The organism is Pseudomonas sp. GW821-FHT01D09, assembly GCF_059422465.1.
On record NZ_JBWKWY010000004.1, the window covers coordinates 104,637 to 121,759 of the forward strand.

18 protein-coding genes and 1 tRNA gene are annotated in these 17,123 nt (G+C 60.5%); 14 read left to right on the forward strand and 5 right to left on the reverse strand.

The window, feature by feature from the left end:
- Positions 1–35: 35 nt before the first annotated feature.
- Positions 36–977 carry a CAF17-like 4Fe-4S cluster assembly/insertion protein YgfZ gene (gene ygfZ / locus AC07W7_RS06285; protein WP_495038943.1) on the reverse strand — a complete coding sequence of 314 codons (942 nt, stop codon included), beginning with the start codon at positions 975–977 and terminating at the stop codon, positions 36–38.
- Positions 978–1,114: 137 nt separating this feature from the next.
- On the opposite strand from ygfZ, the gene AC07W7_RS06290 reads away from it, so the two are divergent.
- Together AC07W7_RS06290 and AC07W7_RS06295 are read left to right on the forward strand one after the other, a co-directional pair.
- The gene (locus tag AC07W7_RS06290) at positions 1,115–1,369 is read left to right on the forward strand and encodes an FAD assembly factor SdhE (RefSeq protein WP_017736358.1); all 255 of its coding nucleotides are present in this window, start codon (positions 1,115–1,117) and stop codon (positions 1,367–1,369) included.
- Positions 1,353–1,805 carry a protein YgfX gene (locus AC07W7_RS06295; protein ID WP_099167913.1) on the forward strand — a complete coding sequence of 151 codons (453 nt, stop codon included), beginning with the start codon at positions 1,353–1,355 and terminating at the stop codon, positions 1,803–1,805. Before AC07W7_RS06290 ends, AC07W7_RS06295 begins: the two co-directional genes overlap by 17 nt.
- On the opposite strand, the gene nadB is transcribed toward AC07W7_RS06295, so the two are convergent.
- Positions 1,774–3,390, reverse strand: coding sequence for an L-aspartate oxidase (nadB, locus tag AC07W7_RS06300; protein WP_076962512.1), 1,617 nt, complete (start codon positions 3,388–3,390; stop codon positions 1,774–1,776). The two genes, AC07W7_RS06295 and nadB, sit on opposite strands and share 32 nt — an antisense overlap.
- Before the next feature lie 467 nt (positions 3,391–3,857).
- On the opposite strand from nadB, the gene rpoE reads away from it, so the two are divergent.
- The 4 genes from rpoE to AC07W7_RS06320 all read left to right on the forward strand — a co-directional run bounded on the left by rpoE (position 3,858) and on the right by AC07W7_RS06320 (position 7,706).
- The gene (gene rpoE, locus AC07W7_RS06305; RefSeq protein ID WP_003172477.1) at positions 3,858–4,439 is read left to right on the forward strand and encodes an RNA polymerase sigma factor RpoE/AlgU; all 582 of its coding nucleotides are present in this window, start codon (positions 3,858–3,860) and stop codon (positions 4,437–4,439) included.
- A 32-nt stretch (positions 4,440–4,471) separates the two neighbouring features.
- Positions 4,472–5,059, forward strand: coding sequence for a sigma-E factor negative regulatory protein (locus AC07W7_RS06310; RefSeq protein WP_099167915.1), 588 nt, complete (start codon positions 4,472–4,474; stop codon positions 5,057–5,059).
- Positions 5,060–5,075: 16 nt separating this feature from the next.
- Positions 5,076–6,032 carry a MucB/RseB C-terminal domain-containing protein gene (locus AC07W7_RS06315; RefSeq protein WP_099167916.1) on the forward strand — a complete coding sequence of 319 codons (957 nt, stop codon included), beginning with the start codon at positions 5,076–5,078 and terminating at the stop codon, positions 6,030–6,032.
- A 240-nt stretch (positions 6,033–6,272) separates the two neighbouring features.
- A complete protein-coding gene (locus AC07W7_RS06320) occupies positions 6,273–7,706 on the forward strand; it encodes a DegQ family serine endoprotease (protein ID WP_076962509.1) in 1,434 nt (477 codons plus the stop codon).
- A gap of 72 nt (positions 7,707–7,778) precedes the next feature.
- Here AC07W7_RS06320 and AC07W7_RS06325 read toward each other — a convergent pair whose 3' ends face one another.
- The gene (locus AC07W7_RS06325; RefSeq protein WP_076962508.1) at positions 7,779–9,212 is read right to left on the reverse strand and encodes a M48 family metalloprotease; all 1,434 of its coding nucleotides are present in this window, start codon (positions 9,210–9,212) and stop codon (positions 7,779–7,781) included.
- A 94-nt stretch (positions 9,213–9,306) separates the two neighbouring features.
- Here AC07W7_RS06325 and AC07W7_RS06330 point away from each other — a divergent pair, with 94 nt between their 5' ends.
- Positions 9,307–9,546: a sulfurtransferase TusA family protein gene (locus AC07W7_RS06330; RefSeq protein WP_099167917.1), complete on the forward strand. Its 240-nt coding sequence runs from the start codon at positions 9,307–9,309 to the stop codon at positions 9,544–9,546.
- A 114-nt stretch (positions 9,547–9,660) separates the two neighbouring features.
- Here AC07W7_RS06330 and AC07W7_RS06335 read toward each other — a convergent pair whose 3' ends face one another.
- On the reverse strand, positions 9,661–10,134 hold the full coding sequence (locus AC07W7_RS06335) for a peroxiredoxin (RefSeq protein ID WP_099167918.1): 474 nt from the start codon (positions 10,132–10,134) through the stop codon (positions 9,661–9,663).
- A gap of 11 nt (positions 10,135–10,145) precedes the next feature.
- Positions 10,146–10,706 (reverse strand): glycine cleavage system transcriptional repressor, encoded by a 561-nt coding sequence (locus tag AC07W7_RS06340; RefSeq protein ID WP_076962505.1) that lies wholly within the window; start codon positions 10,704–10,706, stop codon positions 10,146–10,148.
- Positions 10,707–10,966: 260 nt separating this feature from the next.
- On the opposite strand from AC07W7_RS06340, the gene dapA reads away from it, so the two are divergent.
- The 7 genes from dapA (at position 10,967) to AC07W7_RS06375 (ending at position 17,117) form a co-directional block, all read left to right on the forward strand.
- The gene (dapA, locus tag AC07W7_RS06345) at positions 10,967–11,845 is read left to right on the forward strand and encodes a 4-hydroxy-tetrahydrodipicolinate synthase (RefSeq protein ID WP_076962504.1); all 879 of its coding nucleotides are present in this window, start codon (positions 10,967–10,969) and stop codon (positions 11,843–11,845) included.
- A 17-nt stretch (positions 11,846–11,862) separates the two neighbouring features.
- Entirely contained in the window at positions 11,863–12,978 is a 1,116-nt protein-coding gene (gene bamC / locus AC07W7_RS06350; protein WP_076962503.1) for an NlpB/DapX family lipoprotein, read from the forward strand.
- Positions 12,979–12,982: 4 nt separating this feature from the next.
- Entirely contained in the window at positions 12,983–13,741 is a 759-nt protein-coding gene (locus AC07W7_RS06355) for an MBL fold metallo-hydrolase (protein ID WP_076962502.1), read from the forward strand.
- 28 nt (positions 13,742–13,769) lie between these two features.
- Positions 13,770–14,483 carry a phosphoribosylaminoimidazolesuccinocarboxamide synthase gene (gene purC, locus AC07W7_RS06360; protein ID WP_003211975.1) on the forward strand — a complete coding sequence of 238 codons (714 nt, stop codon included), beginning with the start codon at positions 13,770–13,772 and terminating at the stop codon, positions 14,481–14,483.
- An 83-nt stretch (positions 14,484–14,566) separates the two neighbouring features.
- Positions 14,567–14,656, forward strand: a tRNA-Ser gene (locus AC07W7_RS06365).
- A gap of 193 nt (positions 14,657–14,849) precedes the next feature.
- A complete protein-coding gene (locus tag AC07W7_RS06370) occupies positions 14,850–15,611 on the forward strand; it encodes an SIR2 family NAD-dependent protein deacylase (RefSeq protein WP_236309608.1) in 762 nt (253 codons plus the stop codon).
- Between the two features lie 63 nt (positions 15,612–15,674).
- A complete protein-coding gene (locus AC07W7_RS06375) occupies positions 15,675–17,117 on the forward strand; it encodes an alpha/beta hydrolase (protein ID WP_495038944.1) in 1,443 nt (480 codons plus the stop codon).
- Positions 17,118–17,123 lie beyond the last annotated feature (6 nt).

Sequence of the window (17,123 nt, forward strand, 5' to 3'; positions counted from 1 at the left end):
CATGCTCTCTAGGGTGTTGCAAAAGGGTGCGGCAATTAACGCTGGATCTCGCGATCGCGGTCCAGTCGGTAAGGCAGGTCAAGCAACATGAGGCCCGGGCCTTCCAGCGTACCTAAATGCACATCGCCACTGTCGGCTGCTTCGGCTTGCAGCACCGCCAGAAGTTCAATCCCTTCGTCGGCCCGGGCGGCGATCACCACCTCACCGATGGCGCTGGTATGGCTGGGCGCAAACAGTGGCGTGCCCGGCTCGGGCAATGCCGTGCCGTCCAGGCCCAGGCGGTACAGGCGGCGCTTGAGTTTGCCCAGGTATTGCATACGGGCGACGATTTCCTGGCCGGTGTAGCAGCCCTTCTTGAAGCTCACGCCGCCGACCGCCTGCAGGTTGAGCATCTGCGGGATGAACAGCTCGCGGGTCTGGGCCATGACCTGGCCGAGGCCGGCGCGGATCTGCCCCAGCAGCCAGGCATTGAGGTCGCCTTCGGCAAGGGTTGCGGCCAGTTGGCTGCGCAGGGTGTCGGCTTGCGCCGCAGGGCCCCAGAGTTCGGCGCGGCCGGGGGAGACGCGAATGGCCAGCAGCTCTTCATGGCGCGCCACGCTGTCGGTCTCGGCGGGCAGTTCCAGGCCCAGGCTGGCGAGGGCCTGGTCGGCGTCGGCCAGGCCGAAGCGGGCCCAGGCAGCGCTTTCGTCCGTCAGCTTGGACTTGGAAAAGACCGCGTATTTCTTCAGGTCCGCCAACTGCGGTTCCAGCAGCTCGCTGGCCATGGCCAGCAGCACACCGTCACCTTGCAGCACGATACGGAAGCTCGACTGCATACGCCCTTTTTGGGTACAGCGCGCGCCGAGGCTGGCGTGGGTGTCGTTGAGGTAGTTGAGGTTGCAGGTCAGTTGCCCCTGGAGGAACTTGGCCGCGTCAGCGCCGCGAACGGCCAGGACGCCTTCGTGGGACAGGGGACAGAAGAAAGCAGAGTCAGCCATGGGTCATCGCAGTTGGAAAGTCATGGGTGCATCATAGAGGGGCGCCCGGCAAATGGGTAGTTTCATCAGCCCGACCAAAGCCGACTGTTCCGAGGGGCGCGGGCCTGTATACTTGCGCCCTATTTGAGGAGCGCTCCATGGTCGAAGATGTAGAAATCAATCGCCTGTACTGGCACAGCCGTCGCGGCATGCTGGAGTTGGATGTGTTGCTGGTGCCGTTCACCAAAGAGGTGTACGCGACCCTCGATAAGGTCGATCGCGACCTCTACGTCCGGCTGCTGACCTGCGAAGACCAGGACATGTTCGGCTGGTTTATGGAGCGTGCCGAATCAGAAGACCCGGAGCTGCAGCGCATGGTGCGGATGATCCTGGATCGTGTCCAGCCCAAGTAATACCTTCGAGTGCCGCTGGCAGGCCAGTGGGCGCTTGCTGGCGGCGTATCTCCTCGCCCAGGTGCTTGCGCTCGGTGCGCTGTGCCTGTTGGCTGTACCTTTCTCGATGGCTGCACTCGGTGTGCTGGCGTGCCTGGCCCATGGGCTGTGGACGCTACCGCGGCATATTCGCTTGACCCACCCTTCGTCGGTTCGTGGCCTGCGGCGCAATGCCGACGGCTGGCAATTGTGGAGCGCGGCACGGGGCTGGCACGCCGTGCAGTTGCGCCCCGACAGCCTGGCATTGCCGCTGATGGTGGTACTGCGCTACCGGTTGCCGGGCGATTGGCGGGTGCGCTCGATCTGTGTGCCGCGCGATTCGCAGGCCGCCGATGTGCATCGGCGCCTGCGGGTGCGCTTGAAGTTCAGCCGCCGTAGGTGGTTGGCACCAGGATAGTGTCGAGGGCTTCGGGCAGCATCTGCGGGTAGTCGAGGGTGTAGTGCAGGCCCCGGCTTTCCTTGCGCGCCATGGCCGAGCGGATCATCAGTTCGGCGACCTGGGCCAGGTTGCGCAACTCGATCAGGTCGCGGCTGACCTTGTAGTTGCTGTAGAACTCGTCGATTTCATCCAGCAGCAAGCGCACCCGGTGCTGGGCACGCGCCAAGCGCTTGTTGGTGCGCACGATCCCCACGTAGTCCCACATGAAACGCCGCAGCTCGTCCCAGTTGTGGGCGATGATCACGTCTTCGTCCGAGTCGGTGACCTGGCTGGCATCCCAGCGGGGCAGGGCGGCCGGCACCGGGATGCGTGGCAGCTGTTCGAGGATGTCGGCGGCGGCGGAGCGGGCGTAGACGAAGCATTCGAGCAGCGAGTTGCTGGCCATGCGGTTGGCGCCGTGCAGGCCGGTGAAGCTGGTCTCGCCGATAGCATACAGGCCCGGCACGTCGGTACGGCCGCGCTGGTCGACCATCACCCCGCCACAGGTGTAATGCGCCGCCGGCACCACCGGGATCGGCCCTTGGGTGATATCGATATTGAAAGCCAGGCAGCGCTCGTAGACCGTCGGGAAGTGGGTCTTGATAAAGTCGGCGGGCTTGTGGCTGATGTCCAGGTAGACGCAGTCGATGCCCAGGCGCTTCATCTCGTGGTCGATGGCGCGGGCCACGATATCCCGTGGCGCCAGTTCGGCCCGCGGGTCGAAGCGCTGCATGAAGCGTTCGCCATTGGGCAGCTTCAAGTGCGCACCTTCACCGCGCAGGGCTTCGGTGATCAGGAAGCTCTTGGCTTGGGGGTGATACAGGCAGGTGGGGTGGAACTGGTTGAACTCCAGGTTCGCCACCCGGCAGCCCGAGCGCCAGGCCATGGCGATGCCATCCCCGCAGGCGCCATCGGGGTTGCTGGTGTAGAGGTAGACTTTGGCGGCGCCTCCTGAGGCCAGGATGGTGAAGCGCGCGCCGTAGGTATCGACTTCGCCGCTGGCGCGGTTGAGCACGTAGGCCCCCAGGCAGCGCTCGCCCGCCAGGCCCAGGCGTTTTTCGGTGATCAGGTCGACGGCGACCCGTTGCTCCAGCAGTTCGATATTCGGCCGTTGCCGGGCCTGGGCGAGCAGGGTCTTGAAGATTGCGGCGCCGGTGGCATCGGCGGCATGGATGATGCGCCGGTGGCTATGGCCGCCTTCGCGGGTCAGGTGGAACTCGAAACCGCCGTCATCACTGCCGGCATGTTCATCGCGGGTAAATGGCACCCCCTGGTCGATCAGCCACTGGATGGCTTCGCGGCTATGCTCGACGGTGAAACGCACCGCGTCTTCATTGCACAGGCCGCCGCCGGCGTTGAGGGTGTCTTCAACGTGGGATTGCACCGTGTCGGTGTCATCGAGCACGGCGGCAACCCCACCCTGGGCCCAGAACGTCGAACCGTTGGCCAGGTCGCCCTTGCTCAGTACGGCTATGCGCAGATGGCTCGGCAGGGTCAGTGCAAGGCTCAGGCCTGCGGCGCCGCTACCAATCACCAGGACATCGTGTTGAAACTGTTGGCTCATTTATGGGATTCCGCAAAAAGCGATCCGAGGGGTGGCGCAAACAGGACGCCTGGATCGGCGAATCAAAGGGTCACACGGCCCACTAGTATATAGAGGGGGCTATCGGCACAATAGCCGGGCATTCGTGGCATTGTGAGACTACGGTGAACGAACTGCACGGCTTTGATGAGGCGCTCGGGTGTCGAGATGGGAACTTTTGCATCCGCCCCGACTCCATAACAGGATGCCCGAAAGCTGGGAAAACGTTGGTTTTACTGATTGGCCTGGAACATGGGGCGTCAGAAAACCGGCGACAAGATTATTCACGCAGCCGGCTATGCCCGCGCTGCGTTTTTCGTGTGTGCCAAAACAGAGCCCACCGGAAACTTGCTTGAAGGGGGAGAACTTTTGCGAAAAGTCCTAGTCTATGTTTGCAAGCCTGATCGTTTAGTTATGCACGCCTCCTGCAAGTACAACGAGGAGTGTTCATGCTAACCCAGGAAGAGGATCAGCAGCTGGTCGAGCGCGTTCAACGCGGCGACAAGCGCGCATTTGATCTGCTAGTGCTGAAATACCAGCACAAAATTCTCGGGTTGATCGTGCGGTTCGTGCACGACACCCATGAAGCGCAGGACGTTGCACAGGAGGCCTTTATCAAGGCCTACCGTGCACTCGGTAATTTTCGCGGTGACAGTGCGTTCTACACGTGGCTGTACCGCATCGCCATCAACACGGCGAAGAACTATCTGGTGTCTCGCGGCCGCCGCCCACCCGATAGTGATGTGAGTTCGGAAGATGCAGAATTTTACGATGGTGATCACGGCCTCAAAGATCTCGAGTCGCCGGAGCGTGCATTGCTGCGCGATGAGATCGAAGGCACCGTCCACCGTACTATTCAGCAACTGCCAGAAGATTTGCGTACGGCGTTAACTTTACGTGAATTCGATGGTCTGAGTTACGAGGACATTGCGAGCGTCATGCAATGCCCGGTGGGGACCGTACGCTCCCGGATTTTCCGGGCTCGGGAAGCCATCGATAAAGCCCTGCAACCGTTGTTGCAGGAAAACTAAAGACAGCGGCGACAGCCAAGAGAGGAACCGCCATGAGTCGTGATGCCCTGCAGGAATCGCTGTCCGCAGTGATGGATAACGAAGCGGATGAACTGGAACTTCGTCGAGTGCTCAGCGCATTTGATGATGCCCAAACCCGTGATACCTGGTCTCGTTACCAAGTCGCTCGGGCGGTGATGCACAAGGATCTACTAATCCCTCGTCTGGATATTGCTGCGGCCGTTTCTGCTGCGCTGGCCGATGAAGCCGTTCCGGCAAAAGCTGCACGTGGCCCTTGGCGTAGCCTCGGTCGCCTGGCAGTCGCTGCTTCGGTGACTGTGGCCGTACTGGCCGGTGTGCGTTTGTACAACCAGGACGAAATCGCCGGTGCCGAACTGGCCCAGCAAACCCAGCAGCCGGTCATGGCCGGTCCGCAGGTCAAGGGTCCGGCTGTTCTGGCGGGCTACAAGGAAAGCGCTGAGGCAACTGGCCCGATGGCCAATGGTGTGCTTCAGGGGCAGTCCGGCTGGCAGGATCAGCGTCTGCCAGGCTACCTTCGCCAGCACGCTCAGGAATCGGCGGTAAAAGGCACTGAAAGCGCGCTGCCATACGCTCGTGCTGCAAGCCTGGAAAACCGCTAAACCGCTAAGGAGCCTTATGCGTGCCATACCGCTCCTTGCGCTTTTGCTCAGTGGCTGGTTTGCCGTACCTGCCCATGCCGATGAAGCCCAAGACTGGCTCAAGCGTCTTGGGCGGGCAGAGCAGCAGCAAAGCTACCAAGGTACGTTTATCTACGAGCGTAACGGTAGTTTCTCAACCCATGACATCTGGCACCGTGTCCAGGATGGCCAGGTCCGCGAACGCCTGTTGCAGCTCGATGGCTCGGCCCAGGAAGTTGTCCGGGTCGATGGGCGCACCCAGTGCGTCAGTGGCAGCCTGGTGGCGGGGCTTGGCAACTCCCCGGGCGCTTCAGCCCAGGTTCTTGATCCACAAAAACTCAATTCTTTTTATACGCTTGCCGTTATCGGCGAATCACGCGTGGCTGGCCGCAAGGCGGTGATTATCTCGCTGGCGCCACGGGATCAGTACCGCTACGGATTCGAGCTGCACCTGGATCGAGAAACCGCATTGCCGCTCAAATCATTATTGATCAATGACAAAGGGCAGTTGCTGGAACGTTTCCAGTTCACTCAATTGAGCACCCAGGCCCCGGATGAGCGGGATTTGCAGCCCGGCAAGGACTGCAAGCCATTGTCGGTCGCCAGTAGCCAGGCCGATGACGTGCCGGCCGCCCAGGCGTGGCATCCGAGCTGGCTGCCGCCGGGCTTCCAGTTGGTCCGCAGCACGACACGCAAGGATTCCCGGACCCAGGCGGTGGTAAACAGCCAGATGTACGAGGATGGGTTGGCGCGTTTTTCGCTGTTCCTTGAACCTGTCAGTGGCGAGGCCGCGACAGAGAGCCGGGTTCAACTGGGGCCAACGGTTGCAGTTTCGCGCCGGATGAACACCCCGCAAGGCGAGGTCGTGGCGACGGTGGTCGGGGAGATTCCCCTGGGCACCGCCGAACGGATCGCCCTGTCGGTTCGCAGTGGCCCGGCGCCCGAAAAACCGTGAGCCGTTAATCCTATGCTCATCCAGATCGTTCACAGTGATCCAGGAAATGCCTGCTTTGCTGCACAGAACATGAAATGTCTGGAGAGTATTTTCACTTGCAAAATCTCCTTATGTTTTTTATAGGTCAGAACTTCTCGGCCCTGGCCTTGTTTTGTTCACGCAATCTTGACGCTGGTAGCAGTAGTCTCTGGCGTTTATTGAACCTTGTCGCCCAACCCTGCTCGTCGTAACGGGAGCTGTATGTCGATACCACGTTTGAAGTCTTACCTTTCCATAGTCGCCACGGTGCTGGTGCTGGGTCAGGCCGTTACCGCGCAAGCGGCGGAGCTGCCTGACTTCACCCAACTGGTAGAGCAGGCATCGCCTGCGGTGGTGAACATCAGTACCACCCAGAAGCTGCCGGATCGTAAAGTCTCGAACCAGCAGATGCCCGACCTTGAAGGCCTGCCGCCGATGTTGCGGGAGTTCTTCGAGCGCGGCATGCCCCAGCCACGTTCGCCGCGTGGTGGCGGTGGTGGCCAGCGTGAAGCCCAATCCCTGGGCTCGGGCTTTATCATTTCGCCTGATGGCTACATCCTGACCAACAACCACGTGATCGCCGACGCTGACGAAATCCTTGTGCGCCTGGCTGATCGCAGTGAACTCAAGGCCAAGCTGGTCGGCACCGACCCACGTTCCGACGTGGCCCTGCTGAAGATCGAAGGCAAGGACCTGCCCGTGCTGAAACTGGGCAAGTCCCAGGACCTGAAGGCCGGGCAATGGGTGGTGGCCATCGGTTCGCCGTTTGGCTTCGACCACACCGTGACCCAAGGTATCGTCAGTGCCATCGGCCGCAGCCTGCCGAACGAAAACTACGTGCCGTTCATCCAGACCGACGTGCCGATCAACCCGGGTAACTCCGGCGGCCCGCTGTTCAACCTGGCGGGCGAAGTGGTGGGGATCAACTCGCAGATCTACACCCGATCTGGCGGTTTCATGGGCGTCTCCTTTGCCATCCCGATTGATGTGGCCATGGACGTCTCCAACCAATTGAAAGCCGGTGGCAAGGTCAGCCGTGGCTGGTTGGGCGTGGTGATCCAGGAAGTGAACAAAGACCTGGCCGAGTCCTTTGGCCTGGACAAGCCGGCCGGTGCCCTGGTCGCGCAGATCCAGGACGACGGCCCGGCTGCCAAAGGCGGCTTGCAGGTGGGCGATGTGATCCTGAGCATGAACGGCCAGCCGATTGTCATGTCGGCCGACCTGCCGCACCTGGTGGGCGCACTCAAGGCTGGCGGCAAGGCCAGGTTGGAAGTGATCCGCGAAGGCAAGCGCCAGAACGTTGAGCTGACCGTGGGTGCCATTCCCGAGGAAGGTCAGGAGCTGGGAGCCCTCAACAAGTCGGGTGCCGAGCGCAGCAGCAACCGCCTGGGCATCGCCGTGGTCGAGTTGACCGACGAGCAGAAGAAGAGCTTCGACCTCAAGAGCGGTGTGGTAATCAAGGAAGTCCAGGACGGCCCGGCCGCCCTGATCGGCCTGCAGCCGGGCGACGTGATTACCCACTTGAACAACCAGGCCATCAACACCACCAAGGAGTTCACCGACATCGCCAAGGCGTTGCCGAAGAATCGCTCGGTGTCGATGCGAGTCCTGCGTCAAGGGCGTGCCAGCTTCATTACCTTCAAGCTGGCTGAGTAATCCGCTAGCGGCAGGTCAATAAAAAGCCCCGTTCTCGAAAGCCGAGAGCGGGGCTTTTTTGTGGCATCGGATTTAGCTCATCATGCCTTTGACGATGCGTTCCTGTTCGATCAGCTCGCGCTGGCGTGCATCGATGCGGGACGACAGCGGGAAGTTGCTACCGGCCCGGCGCTTGGCGAAGTCCAATTGCTGGATCGCCTGCTGGAAATCGCCGACCAGCGCGAAGTATTCGGCGCGGGCCTGGTGCAAGCCGATGATATTGCCGGACAAGCCACGGGTCTCGGCCACCTGGTACCACACATCGGGATCGTCGGCGCGCGACTTGAGCAGGCCTTCCAGGGCTTTTTCCGCGTCGGCGGTACGGTTCTGCTTGAGCAGCAGGTCTACACGCACCTGGTTCAGCGGGTAGTTGCTGGGGTACTGGGCCAGCATGCGGTCAGTGCGTTGCTGCGCATCGGGCATACGGTTGTTGGTGATATCCAGCTCGATCTGCGCCAGGTTGTAGGTGATATCGTTGGGCGCCTTGGCCAGCAGCGGCTTGAGGGTCTCGCGCGCCTCATTGAGCTGGGTGCCCTTGATCTGGGCGATGGCCAGGCCATAGCGCGCTACATCGCTTTTCGGGTTCTCATCCAACTGCGCACGGAAGCGCTTGGCGGCCAGCCCGGGCGTGTCTTCGTAATACAGCTGGACCCGGGCGCGGATCAGTTGATAGCGCAGGCTGTCTTCGGTGCCGCCGGCTTTGGCCTGTTCGGCGCGGTTGCGGGTGTCGGCGATCCGCGATTCGGTAACCGGGTGCGTCAGCAGGAATTCCGGTGGCTTGGCATCGAAGCGGTACTGGCGCATCAAGCGCTCGAACATGGTCGGCATCGAGCGCGGATCGTAGCCGGCCTTGACCATGTTGAGGATGCCGATGCGGTCGGCTTCCTGCTCGTTCTGCCGGGAGAAGCGCCGCTGCTCCTGGATCGCGGCGGCCTGGCTGCCGGCAATCGCGGCAATCCCGGCATCCCCGGCACCGGCGGCGGCGGCGATAATCCCGCCGAGCAACGCGGCCATCATCGGGATCTGCATCCGTTGCTGGGCTTCCACGCCGCGGGCGAAGTGACGCTGGGACAAGTGCGCCAATTCGTGGGCCATCACCGAGGCGTATTCGCCTTCGGTCTGGGCGTTGAGGAACAGGCCGCCGTTGACCCCGACAATCCCGCCCGGCGCGGCAAACGCGTTGAGCTGCGGGCTGTTGATCAGGATGAACTCCAGGCGCCGGTCGTTGACCTGGCTGGTCTCTACCAGCTTGTAGACGCTGGTCTCGACGTAATCCTTGAGTTGCGGGTCATTGAGGACCGAGACCTGGCCGCGCAGGAACGCCAGCCACGCTCGCCCCAGTTGGTGTTCCTGTTGTGGCGAGACAATGGCAGAACTGGCGTCGCCAAGTGACGGCAGGTCGTCGGCGAAGCCTGGAGAGGCAAGCAGGCAAGCGAGCGTCAGCAGGGTAGGGCGCAAAAAAGTCATGCACAAAGCCTTTCGACAAAGACATTACTGTAGCCGGACACTGAGCCCGGGACCAGATATTCTAAGCGCCCCTGACGCCGCCTGGAGCAAAACCATGACCGCTGCTGTAAACCACGACGCCGAGCTTGATGCCAGTGGCCTCAACTGCCCGTTGCCACTGCTCAAGGCCAAGATGGAACTCAATCGGCTGGCCAGTGGTGCGGTGCTCAAGGTGATCGCCACGGATGCGGGTTCCCAGCGCGACTTCCGCACGTTTGCCAGGCTGGCGGGGCATGTGCTGTTGCACGAGGAAGCCGATAACGGTGTGTATCGTTACTGGTTGCGCAAGGCCTGATGTCCCCATCGCGGGCAAGCCCGGCTCCCACCACTACCGAGTTGTCTGGTCGAGCACCGATCCCATGTAGGAGCTGGCTTGCCTGCGATAGCTATCTAACTGCCGCCCGCCGCATCAAGCCTTGTCCAGCGCCTGCGCCGCCGCCAACACCACATCCACATGCCCCGGCACCTTCACGCCACGCCATTCCTGGCGCAGCACGCCATCCTTGTCGATCAGGAAGGTGCTGCGGTCCACACCCAGGTATTCCTTGCCGTACAGCTTCTTCAGCTTGATCACATCAAACAGCTGGCAAACTGCCTCATCCTTGTCGCTGATCAGCTCGAAGGGGAAGGCCTGCTTGGCCTTGAAATTCTCATGGGACTTCACGCTGTCCCGGGACACCCCAAACACCTCGGTGTTGGCGGCCTGGAAGGCGGCGTACTGGTCGCGGAAACCCTGGCCTTCGGTGGTGCAGCCCGGGGTGCTGTCCTTCGGGTAGAAATACAGCACCACTTGCTTGCCCTTGAGCCCGGCAAGGCTGAACGTCTGCCCGCTGGTCGCCGGGGCCTGGATATCGGCGACCGGTGTGTCGATGACTACCGCCATGAAAAACTTCCTTACATTGGGTTCTGTGGGCGCCACGGTTCGATCAGGGCATCGAGGTTCAGCGCATCGGCGAAATCCAGGAACTGGTCGCGCAACCAGCTGATCTGTACGCCGGCCGGCAAGGTCACGGTAAAGGTGGCATTGAGCATGGTGCCGCCGGTCTGGGGGGCCTGGTAGGTGTCGCAGGTCAGGTTTTCCAGCTCGACGTTATGGTCGATAAAGAACTGGCACAGCTCATTGACGATGTCCGACCGGTAGGCCGAACTGACATAAGCCACGTACGGCAGCGCCTGGGGACGGTTCTCCAGGGCGGCACTGCGCACCACATTGACGGTGAAGTCGTGCTTCTTGGCCAGGGTCGGCAAGCCGGTTTCCAGGCGCGCCAGGGCGTCCCAGCTCCCGGAAATCTGCAGGACCAGCGCGCTGCACTCGCCATGGCGGGTCAGGCGGGAGGTCACGACGGCGCAGCGGTTTTCATGGCTGGCGCGGCACAGGACGTTAGTCAGCTCCATGGGGTTGGCGCCAAGGGCACTGATAACAAGGAATTGTTCGCGGACTGTGGGGGTGGACATGCAGCCTTCCTAAAGCGATGAGCGGTCGATACGAACGAGCGGTACCGATCAAAGGATCAAGGGTAGCGAAAAGCGCCGCCAAGGGCTAGGACGTGGCGTTTTCATTGCATCTTCAGCGGCATCTGGCCGTGCTTTGGCCCAATGAGGGCGTTGCTGGCAACTAAGTTGATCCAGAACACCTCCTCAGAGGGTACTTCGCTTGTGCAAGCATCTTGGCGCCAGTACCATTACGGCTCTCTTTTTCCGGCAGGAGCGGTTGCATGATTGCGGGCAGTATGGTGGCACTGGTCACACCCATGGATGCACAAGGTAATCTCGACTGGGACAGCCTGGGCAAACTGGTGGACTTTCACCTGCAAGAAGGCACCAACGCCATTGTGGCCGTCGGCACCACAGGTGAATCGGCCACGCTTGATGTGGAAGAACACATCAAGGTGATCGAGTTTGTGGTCAAGCGCGTGGCAGGGCGTATCACGGTGATTGCCGGTACGGGCGCCAACTCGACGCGCGAAGCGATCGAGCTGACCAAAAACGCCAAGAAAGCCGGGGCCGATGCCTGCCTGCTGGTGACGCCGTACTACAACAAGCCGACCCAGGAAGGCCTGTACCAGCACTTCAAGGCCATCGCCGAAGCCGTCGACATCCCGCAGATCCTCTACAACGTGCCGGGTCGCACGGCGTGCGACATGCAGGCCGCGACCGTGATCCGCCTGTCCACCGTGCCGAATATCATCGGTATCAAGGAAGCCACGGGCGACCTGCAGCGCGCCAAGGACATCCTGGCCGGCGTGAGCAGCGACTTCCTGCTGTACTCCGGCGACGACGCCACGGCGGTGGAGCTGATCCTGCTGGGTGGCAAGGGCAATATCTCGGTGACCGCCAACGTGGCCCCGCGTGCCATGAGCGAACTGTGTGCCGCCGCAATCGCCGGTGATGCCGTCAAGGCCCGGGCGATTCATGAGCAACTGATGCCGCTCAACAAAACCCTGTTTATCGAATCCAATCCAATTCCCGTGAAATGGGCGCTGCATGAGATGGGCCTGATGCCGGACGGTATCCGTCTGCCGCTCACCCCGCTCAGCCCAGCCTGTCACGAACCGCTGCGACAGGCCCTGCGCCAGTCCGGCGTCCTGGTTTAATTGAGGAAGCACTACGCATGAAGCGATTGGCCGGACTTTCCGCACTTGCCTTGATTATCTCCAGCACCAGTGGCTGCGGTTGGATCTGGGGCCCGGAAGGCTACTTCCGTGACCGCGGCAGCGATTACCTGGAAGCACAACAAACCGCACCGATGCAATTGCCGCCGGACGTCAATGTCGCCAAGCGCCTTGACCCGCTGTTGCCGATCCCGCGCAACGTGGCCGACGACACCGTCAAGGGCGAGTACGAAGTGCCGCGTCCGCAACCGATTTCGGCCCAGGCCGATGCCAGCGACTACAGCCTGCAAAAAAGCGGCGATTCGCGCTGGATCATGGCCCAGCGCCCACCTGCCGAAGTCTGGCCGGTGGCGGTGCAGTTCTTCCAGGACAATGGCTTCCGCCTCGACGAGCAACGCCCGCAGACCGGTGAGTTCACCACGGCGTGGCAGCAACCGAGCGAACTATCGGCCAACATGGCCAAGCGCCTGCAATCCGGTGGTGTCGCCGCCGATGGCGAAAGCCGCATCCGCGTGCGCATCGAGCCAGGCGTGCAGCGCAATACCAGTGAAGTCTACGTGGTCAGCGCCGAGCGTCCTGCCGGCAGCACCGCCAACGTCGAGTTCACCAATCGTTCGGTCAACAGCGGTGTCGATGCTGCGCTGGTCGACGAGATGCTTGCCAGCATGAGCCGCATCTCCGAGAAGGGCGGTTCCGTATCCCTGCTCGCCGCCCGTGACTACGACACCCCTAGCCGTGTCAGCCTCACCGAGGATGGCAGCGGCAACGTCGTGCTCAACCTGGGTGAAGACCTGGATCGTGCCTGGGCCAGCGTCGGCCGTGCCCTGGAGCAAGGGCCATGGCGTGTCGAAGACATCAACCGCAGCCTGGGTCTGTACTACATCAACGTGGCGGAAAAGGCCGAGAAGAAAGACGACGAGCGTGGTTTCTTCAGCAAGTTGTTCGGCAGCGAGCCGACCAAGGAAGAGATCGAGACCCGCGCCGAGCGTTATCAGGTTCGCCTGAGCAAGGTCGGCGACAACGTGCAAGTCACTGTCGAGAAGAACATCAACACCGTGGCGCCAGCAGAAACGGCGCGCAAAGTGTTGGGCGTGATTCAGGACAACCTGGGCTGATCCGATGCGTTTTGCTGTTCTCGGCAGCGGTAGCCAAGGGAACGGCACGCTTGTAGCCCACGACGACACGTATGTCCTGGTCGATTGTGGTTTCTCCCTGCGGGAAACCGAGCGCCGCCTGCTGCGCCTGGGGGTTCACCCGGCGCAGTTGAGCGCGATTCTAGTGACCCACGAACATGCCGACCACGTGCATGGCGTGGGTTTGCTGTCTCGGCGCTACAATCTTCCGGTGTACCTGAGTCGCGGCACCTTGCGCGGGATGCGCAAACCCATTGAACCCGCAGGTTTCCTGGCCGGTGGCGAGCAACTGCAGGTGGGGGCCTTGAGCATCGACGTGATTGCCGTGGCCCACGATGCCCACGAGCCCACGCAATATGTCTTCAGTGATGGCGAGCGCCGTTTTGGCCTGCTGACCGACCTGGGTTCCTACTGTGCCAAGGTGCTCGAAGGCTATCGGGACCTCGATGCCTTGATGATCGAGTCCAACCATTGCCGTGACCTGCTGGCACGCGGTCACTACCCGTACTTTCTCAAGCAGCGGGTTGGCGGCGAACGGGGACATTTGAACAACCACCAGGCGGCGTACCTGGTGTATGAGTTGGGCTGGCAAGACCTGCAACACCTGGTCCTGGCCCACCTGAGCAGCAAGAACAACCTGCCGCAGCTTGCCCGGCAATGTTTTGTCGACACCCTCGGGTGCGACCCGGACTGGCTGCAACTGGCCGATCAAGATTCAGGGCTCGACTGGCGACATATCGCCTAGCCCACCTACTTACCAAGCGGAGCCCATCATGGAAAAACGTGAAGAACTCTACCGCGGCAAAGCCAAGTCGGTATACAAGACCGACGACGCCAACCGCTTGATCCTGCTGTTTCGCAACGACACCTCGGCGTTCGACGGCAAGCGCATCGAACAGCTCGACCGCAAGGGCATGGTGAACAACAAGTTCAACGCCTTCATCATGCAGAAACTCGAAGCGGCCGGCATCCCGACCCAATTCGACAAACTGCTGGGCGACAACGAATGCCTGGTGAAAAAACTCGACATGATCCCGGTCGAGTGCGTCGTGCGTAACTACGCCGCCGGCAGCCTGGTCAAGCGCCTGGGCGTAGAAGAGGGCCTCAAGCTCAACCCTTACACGTTCGAGCTGTTCCTCAAGGACGACGCCAAGGGCGACCCGTTCATCAACGAATCCCACGTCGTGGCATTCGGCTGGGGCACCGCTGAGCAACTGGCGCGCATGAAAGAACTGTCGCTCAAGGTCAACGACGTACTGAGCAAACTGTTCGACGACGCCGGCCTGCTGCTGGTGGACTTCAAACTGGAATTCGGCGTATTCCACGACGGCTCCATCGTCCTGGGCGACGAATTCAGCCCGGACGGCTGCCGCCTGTGGGACAAGGACACCCGCAAGAAGATGGATAAAGACCGCTTCCGCCAGGGCCTCGGTGACGTGATCGAAGCCTACGAAGAAGTCGCCAACCGTCTTGGCGTACCGCTGTAATCGACGCAAGCATCTGATAGCACGGAAAAAAATTGCTTCGGCGCTTTGCTTCCACGAAACAGACTGTTATGATGCGCGCCGTTGGAGAGATGCCAGAGTGGCCGAATGGGACGGATTCGAAATCCGTTGTACCTTCACCGGTACCTAGGGTTCGAATCCCTATCTCTCCGCCATACAAATGAAAGCCCCGTAAATGAAGATTTACGGGGCTTTTTTGTTTCTTGCTTGACAATGTATGCCCATTTGCACTCGGGTTGTAAAAGCGCAAGCAGGTTCGGATTTTAGATTGATTCGCACAGGTTCCAAGAATGGATTCTGATGCTCCACATCCTGATGTGTGGCGCAAAATGTCAGGGAGGTACCCTAGTGTCCGCTGATTTTGACCCCGTATTAATCGCTGCTCTGCAAAGTGCGCGCAGGATTACCGTGCTGACAGGGGCGGGTGTATCCGCTGAAAGCGGCATCCCGACATTCCGCGATGCATTAACTGGCCTTTGGCAGAATTTTGATGCGCACACGCTTGCTACCGCCGATGCGTTCCTAGGCGACCCGTCCCTGGTTTGGGGATGGTATGAGTGGCGGCGCTCGCAGGTGCTTGCAGCGCAGCCAAATGCGGCTCACCGGGCGCTCGCCGAGCTTGCTCGTCGCGTCCCGCAACTTTCATTGTTCACCCAGAACGTGGACAACCTGCATGAGCGGGCAGGAAGCGTCGATGTGCAACACCTTCACGGCTCCCTCCATCATCCGCGCTGTTTCGATTGCGCGCACCCTTTTGTGTTGCCTGATGGTATTCCCGAAGAGCCCGCAGGTGGTTGGCGGGTGCCTGCGCCAAAATGCCAGGCGTGTGGAGGGCTGGTCCGGCCAGGCGTCGTCTGGTTTGACGAGTATTTGCCTGCGGACATTCTTGATGGGGCATTCAACTCATCTCGTTCATCCGATCTGCTGATCGTAGTCGGTTGTTCGGGGAAGGTTGACCCGGCCGCGAGGCTTCCCAGGGATGCGAAAAAAGCAGGGCGTAAAGTCATTCAGATCAACCTGGTCGAAAGCGCACTTGATGGTGTTTGCACATGGAACCTGAGGGGGCGGGCCGGGGAGTTATTACCTGAATTGATCAGGCAAGCATTTTAACGATTTACCCATCTATCAAATGGAAATGAGAGGCGCGTAATGGCTGGAAGATGGATCAAGGGCATGGGCGATACCGTGTCGCCAGTGGCTGTGGTGTTTTTACACGGGGTGCTGTCCGATGGTGACGCGTGCTGGCGCCATGAGAATGGTACTTACTGGCCAGAACTGCTTTCCAACCACCCAACCATGGCTGACGTTGGCGTTTATGAGTTTACCTACCTCACGGATATCTTTAGTGGTTCCTACAGCCTGAGCGATGTAGTGAGTGCCCTGAAGGAGTGCCTGCACCTTGATGGTGTCAACCAGGCGCGAAAAATCATCCTTGTCGCACACAGCATGGGCGGTATCGTGGCACGACGTTATATCGTGCAACGTTCTGATGAATTGGTAGAGCGTGGCACGCAGGTGGGGCTTTTCCTGATTGCCTCGCCTTCATTGGGTTCGTCCTATGCCACTTGGCTTGAGCCGATCGCCAAGGTCATGGGGCATGCTCAGGGACGGGCCTTGACGTTTTGCCAGAGCAATGCCTGGCTCAATGATCTTAACAGCGACTTCCGTAATCTACTGGCACTGCGCAAATTGGTCATTCATGGCCGGGAACTGGTGGAAGATCAGTTTGTGGCGTTCAAGCGCTTGTTTCGAGCCGAACAAGTCGTGCCTCCGTTCAGTGGCGCTACGTATTTTGGCGAGGCGCTGAAGGTGCCGCAGTCGGATCATTTCTCCATCGCCAAGCCCGAGGATGCCCAGGCACTCCAGCACCGAACCTTGTGTGATTTCATCGAAAAAATCGTGCGGTTTATAGATAACTCCAACAATGTCTGGGAATGCGCAGGTGGTTACCGCACTCGTGTGGGCGAGAGCGAAATCAGCATTGTGCTCGGGCGTATCGAAGAGTATCCGGCCGGGCGGGAAACCGCCGTCGTATTGCCTTGCAATGAATATTTTGAAGACCATTGTGCGACTGATAGCCGAACCGCGCTGGGTGTCTATATCCAGCGACATTGCGCCGCAACCGCATCGGTTTTTTTTGCATCGGTCAGGCAGCAGTGCCAGGAGAAGTTCGGTGAAGGAACTCTAAAGGAAAAGGCTGAGGGTGAGTTAAGCGAAAGCTATGGCTCGGGCCGCTCTATTTTTGTTTCTGACCCCTCGCATAACGTAGCGGGCATCGCTTTGGTTTCTACCACGACGCAAACGGCCGGGCAGGGGCTGGCTGCGCGAATGTCCTATGTGTTCGATGGTGTAGGGGAGTTGTTCAAGTTATTGGCGGACAAACGGATCAATGAAGTAGTGATGCCTGTGCTGGGGGCCGGACACGGTGGTATTGATCCGCCGCTGGCACTCGCGGGGCTGGTGCTGGCACTGGCGGAGGGCGTTCGGTATGGCGTTGGCCGACAGAGCCGCAAAAAAATCACGATCGTTGTTTTCCAGAAAACGCCGCTGGATCCGCCGGATGTGACGCTTGCAAGCATCCGTAAGACGCTAGAGCTGGTGGCCAATAAAACGTAATGCAAG